Genomic DNA, 8,654 nt, shown 5'->3' with positions numbered 1-8,654 from the left:
AAAATAAAAGCATCCTGTATATCTTTATAAATGGACATATTACCCTTTCCCCCTTTGGACATATATATTTATTTCGATAAAAGTTTACAAATTCCTGCATGTGGATAAAAATATAAGAGAGTTCAATGATATACCGGTTTTAAATACTCAATTGTTAAATAAAAACAGGCATGAATTTATGTACAATGCCTGTTTTTTTATCATTTTATTTTTTCAAATTTACCTTTAATCAAATGATATTTGTTTAAATCAATTCCATTAAAGTCTGAAACTTTACTACCTACATTTATAAAATAGCCTGCTTCTTGAACTCTTGGTATATTCTGTGTAAAATCAAATTCTGAAAGAAGTTTGAGTTCCCCTTCAAATTTTATTTCATTAGAAAATTTGAAAAATTGTCTTAATGGAAAATTAGGTTTTATACTTGCTGTACCATTTCCAGTAATGTTCCATTCACTAAGTTTTTCTTCTGTTACTTCATTAATTGGGTCTAACAATTCCATCTCACCAAAACCATATTTAGTATCTCCACCAATATATATTTTTGAAAAAATCCTTTTCAATAAATTTGATAACTCTTTCTTTTCGCTATTATTGTCATTTTTTATTAATAAGTTTATTTCTTTAATAACTTCATCTTCAAATCCAATTAAACCCACCCAGTAAAGCTGTTTCGCCTTATTATTTAAATCAATCTTTGATTTTGGAAGTATGTATTCAAATTCATGTAAGCTTTCATCTTTTGCGCTTCTTAATAATGGTTCTACTGCAGTTGATACAATAGTATCAACAAATTCGTATTTAAACTCTTCTATTGTTGTATAATTTTCAAAACTAAAGTTCCCTTTATTATACTCTGGAAATAAAGGTTTCTCTGTTTGTCTTATCATAGGATAAAAATTAGTAATTTTTTCAAATAATTTTTTAGCTTTTTTAATTTCACTATACCCAATTCTCTTTAAAAATTGATTTGTTAAAGCTCCCCACATTGTCCAGCCAGGAATAAAAATTTCAGTTTCATTAATTACTCCCCACTCAACAGAGCCTATATGTATTGGCTGATTTTGCTTAAAAATTAGTTTATACCATATCATTATTTATTCCCCCATAGCCTTTGCATGGTATCGGGCATAGATTAGTACTTTTTCAAAAAGCTCTTTGAAAAAGAGTAAATCATTTAAGTTAGATGATAAATTTAAAAAGTATTTATTAAGCTCTTTATCCCTCTCTTTTTCTCTCATTTTTTTCAGGTTTTCTAACTGTTTTTTTTCTTCTTGAGAACTAGATTTATTTTTAATTTTGTCTTCCAGTTGTTTTATTTCTTTTGTCAAATTAGAAATCTTCTCGATTATGTCCTTATAATTTAAACTTTTCATAATATATTTATCTATTTCTTCAACTTTAGCTAACAACTTAAAAATTTTTTCTTCATTTAAACTATTTTTATTTTCATCGAATTTAACCTTTAATTTATCTTGTGCATAAATCCACATAGCATAAACCCCATCATTAGAAAGAACTCCTAAGAACTTATTTATATCATTTTCATCCAAAATCCTTTCATTTACTATATCAAAACCCAATTTATTTAAAGTATACTCAAGATTATTTTGAGTCATTTCCCTCACCCCCATTAGAGTCGGTCGTTCCATTATTTAGTTGGGTTAAATCATCTTCACAATCTTTATCTCCATCTATTATTTCTAATTTCATTCTTCCAAACCCTCTTGTTGCCATGCCACCAATACCTAATGTCTCAAAAAAGTGTTTAGAATCACATAAAGCTTCTTTTATCATACTATAATCAGGCAAATCTCCGATTTTGTCTAATAATCCTTTAAAAGCAGATTTGTCATGTATTCTTAAATTCCCAGAGAATATTGTCCCTCTTGGTATAGCTTCTGAAGTAAATAATGCTTTTTCTTTTGCAGCACCTGTAATTGGATCTATTGAGACAGACGTTCTTACTTCAAGATTAGAATTTACAATCTGAGAAAATAAGCTTTCAGGGACAATAACGATTTTATCAGGAGTTAAATCAAAATTATCAAATTTTATTTTATCTAATTTAATTGAATTGTCTACTTTATAAGGTAAATATATCCATCCAAGATTTATATGCCCATTCATTTTCCCATCTTCTATTTTTTCTAAAGCTAAACAAACCAAATCTTTGTTCTCATCTTGTTTATTTTCTATATTTTCGCCATATAAATTTGCATTCTTTAATATCTCTTTCGTTGTTATCCATTTGGTACCAAAGCGTGTAAATACAGGGAAAAATAAAATATTCAAATCACTAAAATAAATCATTCCCTGCCAGCTTAAATCTTTCTTTGAAAATCCAAATCCTTTACAGATAATACAATATCCGCAGTGTCCTGTTTTGCCTTTATCATCCGTAGCAAAAGGCGCATTCAATATCTCCGCTTGAGGAGTATTATCCTGTCCTGCACAATTTAATCCTGCATACTTGTTACCTTCAAAATTTTTAATCCAATTAGGTGATGACGCCTCATCAAAAATCTCATTTAAATCTTTATTATTTCTCTCACTTTTTTTAATACGCATATCTTCATTTTTAAAATATTTGTGTATTTCCAATACCGCATAATACCTCCAAGTCCCTGCTAAACTTGAACCAGGAATTTTGGGAAGTTTTGTCATTGGATCTCTTATAATTGTATTGTCAACTCTGCCTATATTATATCCTCCTGTTCCAATATAAATTGGATCTGTTGCCATTCCATAGATTTTAAATTCTTCTACTAAATTTAAATTATCACTCATTTTTTTAAACCTCCTTTAAAGCTGTATGCCAGAATTCAAACATATCCAAGAAAAGCTGTATATTATCTAGGGTCATTTTTTCTTTTAGTAGTGCATGGAGCTTATCATTTTCTTTAGATTTATCTATGTCAAATAGATCTTTTATTCCATCTGCAAGGCCTATATCTTTTTTTAGGTCAAGAATATTTATAAAGCTTGAAGCAAGAAAAGCTTTTATCCCTTCTACATTACTATTTATTTTGGATTCGTCATTAGCTATGGCTTTCCAATTATCATAGATTACAGAGATTAATTTTTGAAGTTTTGTACTCCTTGTAACTCCATTTTTATTTTGTTTACCAAATAGATCTTTAAATTTTTTAAACTTTTCCCAATTATCTAAGTTATAAGGTCGTGAGCTTTTAAGTTTTATTTTTCTTTTCCATTTATTGTTTCCGTCATAATAAATATCATTTCTTCTTGTGTTTGTGTCTAAAAATTCAAAGTCAAATGTATTTGGGATTATAGTAATTTCCTTATCGTCATCAATTTCATCAATGTTCGCAATATAGCGATTAGATTCATCTTGAGGTCTTATATAAAAATTATATCCTTTTGTATGTTTGCCCCAATATAGAGAATAATATTTATGAGTATTGTTTAATGATTCTTCATCCTTTTGATATTTTAATATATCTTTAATTTTAGATGCCTTCACTTCTATTGATAGTCTTTCTATTCCCTCAACATCCCTCCTAATTTTTCTTAAAGCTTTTATGCCTACATATAACGGCTTTTTATAATCCTGAATTACTACACCTATATGAAGTGGCAGTTTTCCATAAACAAATTTAAAACTTTCATTGTATCTTTTTATAACATTATCAATCAAATTTGGCACATACTCAGCTGGTGTAATAAACTGCCAGCTAATTGGCGTGGGATCTATAATTGATATATACGGTTGATAGTATTCAAATTCTGTATTATCTGTATACACAACAGATGTTATTATATTTCCATTACCTGTGGGTTCTTTGAGATTAAATTCCTTCCCTGATTTTAAATCTTTTATATAAGATATTAGGCGAACCTTCCCCTTACTAGCCCAAAAAAGAACATCACCATCCTGATATTCTCCATCTGGTATACTCTTATTTTCGTTCTTAACTTTAACATTTTCCCAATAAAATCTCTTTCTTCTACTCTCTTGAATACTTGCATAATCACATATATTTAATTTAATATCCTCAAAAAATTCTTTTGTAGTCTCCCATATCCTTCTTAATCTTGCTGGAGAAGGATTTTTTCTAAGGAGAAATTGAAGGATAATTGTAGATAAAAATTCTATGTCTGAATCATTAAGGTTATTCCAATGAATTTCTCTTGAATCAAAGTCTATTTTCTTTTTTAATGGTTTGGTACTACTATCGTCCCAATCACCTAATTTTTTAAAAATAAATTCCTCCCATCTATCTCCAATCGAACGTTCAAGAATGATAGATTTTATAATATCTTTGACATTTAAATTATGTAAAGCTTTATCAGTAAAATTTAATAAAACGGTATCTTTAACTTTTTTCTCATCATTTTTTTTGCAAATATTTATAAGCTCGTTTTTTATCTTTTTAACATCCTCATCAAAATCAATGTTTTCCTGCAATACTATACTGTTTAACATATCTCCATTTAACCAATCATGAAGCTCAAACTTCACTGTTACCAATGCAACCCTATCATTTTTATCCTTCAATTCATCCATCCAAATAGTTTCCTTGCTTGTATCTTCAAGCCATTTATCGATCCTGCCTTGCGTTTTTTCTTTAAAACAGACATCGCAAATATTTTTGTCATCATACCGCCTATCTGATTCAAACACTAATCTTTGTCCACAAACCTGACATATACCAATTGCTTTTTCACTTTCTGATTTTTCGATATATATATCAACTTCTTTTTTACTCCAATCTGTTTTTAAAAAGTTTTCCTTAGATTTTTCAAGAAGATAGGATAAGTTCATTAAGCCTCGAGAAGCTTTAGTAAGAAAAATAGCAGGGTAAAATTCATCAAAAGATTTTTCTTTAAAAATATGCATAATTCTTTCTTCTATTTCTTTTAAGTCCCTCTTTAGCTTGGCTAAATTACTATTATCGTTTAAGTCTTCTCCTAAATCTTCACCTACTAAAAAATAAATTCCAGTTTCATCGCGATATATTTCATTTCCAATAGGATAGTCATATTCTAAAAGCTTTTTAATTTCATCATCAATTTTATTTGAAGCTTCTCTATACCACTGTATTTGCTGAGGTTTATATCCTCTTTCTGCAAGTCTAAGCTTGTCATATTGTATACCAAGAATACGCCAATGAAAATCCTCTCGTTTAGGTAAGTTTTGAATGTTATTATTTTTTAAAATATATTCAGAAAGAGAGGCTTTAAACATTGTGGTTGCCATATAAGCTTGTTCCCACAATGATACATCATTAATTGGAAATCTATCATCGCTCAATAAACCAGTAAAAAATTTTTCAAATTTTTCTCTAATTGATTTAAATTTTTCCCAATCTAAATTATTAGAGCCCAGGATATTGCTTATAGAGTTTCTTAAGTCAAAAATTTTATAATTTATTGAATTTTCCGTTTCTGATAAATAAATAATTCTATTTTTAAAACTCCCAAAAGGATTTGATAACCATCTTCTATTTTGAGGTTCAACTTTAATATTATCCTTTGGAGAACCTTTATCAATACCAGAGTTTAAGCTTTCTCCTATCCCATATAACACTTGCAATAAATATTTTTTGTCTTTTTGACTTCGCCGTTTATCACGCCAATTATTAAGAAAATAACTCCATAATTCAAATTCTTCTTCTAAAATTTTTATTTTTTTGTTTTTAATATCTTTTTCCCAATCAGATAAAGATTTTTTAACTAAATTAATATTTGCCTTATTTTGTTGGTTTGGATCTACTTTATTCCACAAAGCTAATAAAGATGTTATTTCAGCTTTTAAAATTTCATCTCTGTGCTTTTTTAAATTTTCTAAATTTAGCTCTGACATTTTTCCCACCTCGTTCCTTCAATATCTCCATTAATGCAATAATACTTTTTCCTATCTATTAACTCAAAAGTTCCCCATCCAAGCTTTGTTTTTGCTCCAATTCCTTTATGCGATACTTTTTCAACTGCCGATAAAAGATTTTCTAAATCTTTTTCAGCTTCCTTTTTTAATTCTTTATCTTCTTTTAATATTCCATCAAAAGGAATATATATAATCTGCAAAATCCCTTCTGTCCCTTCTGGCACTACTTCATAATAAATTGGTTGTTTCCCTGCTCTTTTTCTTCTGTCATGTGGATTTATTACTTCTAAAGAAAGTCTGTCAAAATATGTAGGATAAAATATGGCTCTTCCTTTATGTGTTTGAAATTCTATTGGTAGGTTTTTATTATCTTTTTGAAGTTTCTCAGAAATTTTCTTTTGAAGAATAGCTTGAAGTTCCTCGTATGAATTTTTGTCTTTAATTTCACCTATAAAATCTTTGTCAACTTTCATCCCAAGTTCAAACAATATAAATTCTAAAAGCTTCTCTTTAAATTTTACTAAATCTTTACTATTTCCCTTCAGATAATCCTCTAACACTTTTATACTTTCTGAGCCTGCACCAAATATTCGTAAATAACTATCAATGATTTTTTTTCTTTTTTCAAGGTTGGCCTCTTCATTAATCAAATCTTTAAATGCGCTCGCTAAAGAACCTTTCCAACCGCTTCCTCTTATCATAGGTACTTTAAAAACTTTTTCTTTTAAAATAGGGTTTTGAATTATATAAAATTCATCATCATCTTTTGAGAAATATGGCTGTTTTAATTTAAAATTTGCCTGAATTATGAACGAGTATGGTGGAAGTTTTTTTGCATAGATATCTGGATAATTATTATCAGTGGTATTTTTATCTTCCTTAATAAAAATACCAGACATCTTTTGTACGGTTTGAAATTTTTCTGACCAGATAGAATATTCTCTTTTATTCTTTTTAAAATTATCAAGTTCAACAACTTTTTTTGTTAAATCTTTAAATTTTAATTCAAGATAAGTATCTACTTCTGTTTTACCATTTTTAAAATCATTGAAATTTAAAATAGCTTCTGCAAATGCATCATATTTGGCATATTTAGCCATTTTGTTCATCCCCTTTATATAGTTCTAACAAATCAACAATAGATAAAAAACCGCCACAATAACCTTGTTCTCCTTTTGTTATGTATGGTAAAATCTTAGAACCCTGGGGTAGCGAATCTTTATAAGGAGGAGCTTCAATAGTCCCAAAAATCTTATGTCTTTCTTCTGTAGAACCTCCTCTATTTTTGTGTTGAGCTCTTTCATTTGCTTTTATTTTAATCAAATTTTTAATAATGTCTTTAAAATCTGAGTTTGAAATTTGATTGCTTAACATTTTTATGCTTTTACCATTGTTATTGTTTTTAGTTAAATCTTCGAACTTGTTTACTTCGTTTAAATATTCACCTAAATTAAAGTTATTGTTGCTATTATTAATGAAACCTAAATTAAATTCTCCCATTCCCCACTTCACAGTATTATTGCCTTCTCTTACTCCTTTGACCTTCAACCTTCCATATCCAATATTCCATTTTCCTCCCCAGTAGCCATACTTGTCCATAAAATTTAAAAGAGGATAGAATATACTGTCTAAAATCTCTTCTTCAACTAAAAATTTAACCGTAAATTCTCCATAAAAATATGGGTTTGGAAAATAAAAAGCAGACCACTGACTCTTAAAGTTTTTATCTTTATCTTTGAAATTTTTTCCATAAAAGTTATTTATAAAATAATTTAATTCTTCTTTATCATTAAATTCTTTTAATTGATTCAACTGACTTTTTGTAAAAGCTGCTGCATAGGGTAAATTTAATTTGTTACCAAAACAATAATCATATAATGGTTTTATCTCTTTTATTTCTATTAATCCCCTCCATCCAGTTGTGCCAAATATAATAGAAGGTACAGGAATATTCATTTCTATTAAAGTCTCAATTTGCGATTTAACGTCTGTACTATTGCTTTTAAGCTTCTTTTTAAACTCATCTTGGTTAACCTCTTCCTCAAACCGTCCTTTTTTACTGTCAAAATCCTTTTTTAAAACAAAATAACAAATAACTTCAAGCCAAAATCTCAAACTGCCCATCAAAGAAGAAGGTCTAATTTCTGTATTCTTCTGCCATGCATCGCCTGTCCACAATGGAGTTATTGTCTCTAAATCAACATTAATTTCTTTTTTACTCATACCAAAAACTCCTTTTTATAATAATACATCCCAACTAACTCTATACCAAAAATCTTCCTGCATATAACAATATTCTACATAACTTTCCAAATTCCTGCTAAGAAAATATATTTTATAAACAAAAATGTCGTTGATTGGTTTAATTATCTCACCCATCAGCGACATTTTAAAAATATAGAAATTACACATTTATTTATCTTCAATTTTTATCCTTTCTTCATATTCTTTTTCAAACTTTTTAAGCCATTTTTCAAATCTCTTTTTAACTTCATAAGGTGCGTCTTTTTTTAATTTTAATACTTGCTTTTCGTCTAAATATTCATAAAACTCTTCTGGAATAACAGGTATCATTTTGCCTTACTCTTTTAAATTAAAATTATGTTTTTATTCATTTTTCTTTTAACACATCTAAAATTTCCCTTAAAAGTTTTACTTCCTCTGAAAGCTCAGGAGATGCTTGTGGTGTTTGTTGTTGTTGTTGTTCTTTGCGATTTTTGATTGTATTAATAGGAGCTACTACAAAAAAATATATTGCGGCAGCTATAACTATAAAGTTAATAACTGCATTTATGAAGTTGCC

At 28.2% G+C, this 8,654-nt stretch carries 8 protein-coding genes; all 8 read right to left on the bottom strand.

All coding sequences use genetic code 11. From position 1 onward, the window contains the following. Positions 1-200: 200 nt before the first annotated feature. Positions 201-1,094: an RAMP superfamily CRISPR-associated protein gene (locus JG780_RS09530; RefSeq protein ID WP_287570338.1), complete on the bottom strand. Its 894-nt coding sequence runs from the start codon at positions 1,092-1,094 to the stop codon at positions 201-203. 3 nt (positions 1,095-1,097) lie between these two features. Further along, the gene (locus tag JG780_RS09525; protein ID WP_214495592.1) at positions 1,098-1,619 is read right to left on the bottom strand and encodes a hypothetical protein; all 522 of its coding nucleotides are present in this window, start codon (positions 1,617-1,619) and stop codon (positions 1,098-1,100) included. After that, the gene (locus JG780_RS09520) at positions 1,606-2,790 is read right to left on the bottom strand and encodes an RAMP superfamily CRISPR-associated protein (RefSeq protein WP_287570335.1); all 1,185 of its coding nucleotides are present in this window, start codon (positions 2,788-2,790) and stop codon (positions 1,606-1,608) included. Before JG780_RS09520 ends, JG780_RS09525 begins: the two co-directional genes overlap by 14 nt. Positions 2,791-2,794: 4 nt before the next feature. Beyond that, positions 2,795-5,830, bottom strand: a complete 3,036-nt coding sequence (locus tag JG780_RS09515) for a CRISPR-associated protein Csx11 (RefSeq protein WP_287570333.1) — start codon at positions 5,828-5,830, stop codon at positions 2,795-2,797. Continuing rightward, positions 5,818-6,951, bottom strand: coding sequence for an RAMP superfamily CRISPR-associated protein (locus JG780_RS09510; RefSeq protein WP_287570331.1), 1,134 nt, complete (start codon positions 6,949-6,951; stop codon positions 5,818-5,820). The genes JG780_RS09515 and JG780_RS09510 overlap by 13 nt, the downstream gene beginning before the upstream one ends. Then, entirely contained in the window at positions 6,944-8,074 is a 1,131-nt protein-coding gene (locus JG780_RS09505) for an RAMP superfamily CRISPR-associated protein (RefSeq protein ID WP_287570330.1), read from the bottom strand. The genes JG780_RS09510 and JG780_RS09505 overlap by 8 nt, the downstream gene beginning before the upstream one ends. Positions 8,075-8,263: 189 nt before the next feature. Continuing rightward, positions 8,264-8,425, bottom strand: a complete 162-nt coding sequence (locus JG780_RS09500) for a hypothetical protein (protein ID WP_287570329.1) — start codon at positions 8,423-8,425, stop codon at positions 8,264-8,266. Between the two features lie 37 nt (positions 8,426-8,462). Beyond that, positions 8,463-8,654: MscL family protein (locus JG780_RS09495; protein WP_287570327.1), on the bottom strand; the 192-nt coding region annotated here is incomplete at its 5' end.

The sequence above is a fragment of the Thermosipho sp. (in: thermotogales) genome, from assembly GCF_020054775.1.
Classification (GTDB): domain Bacteria; phylum Thermotogota; class Thermotogae; order Thermotogales; family Fervidobacteriaceae; genus Thermosipho; species Thermosipho africanus.
Note: the sequence above shows the minus strand (reverse complement) of the source record. Positions and strands in the feature narration are given on the sequence as shown.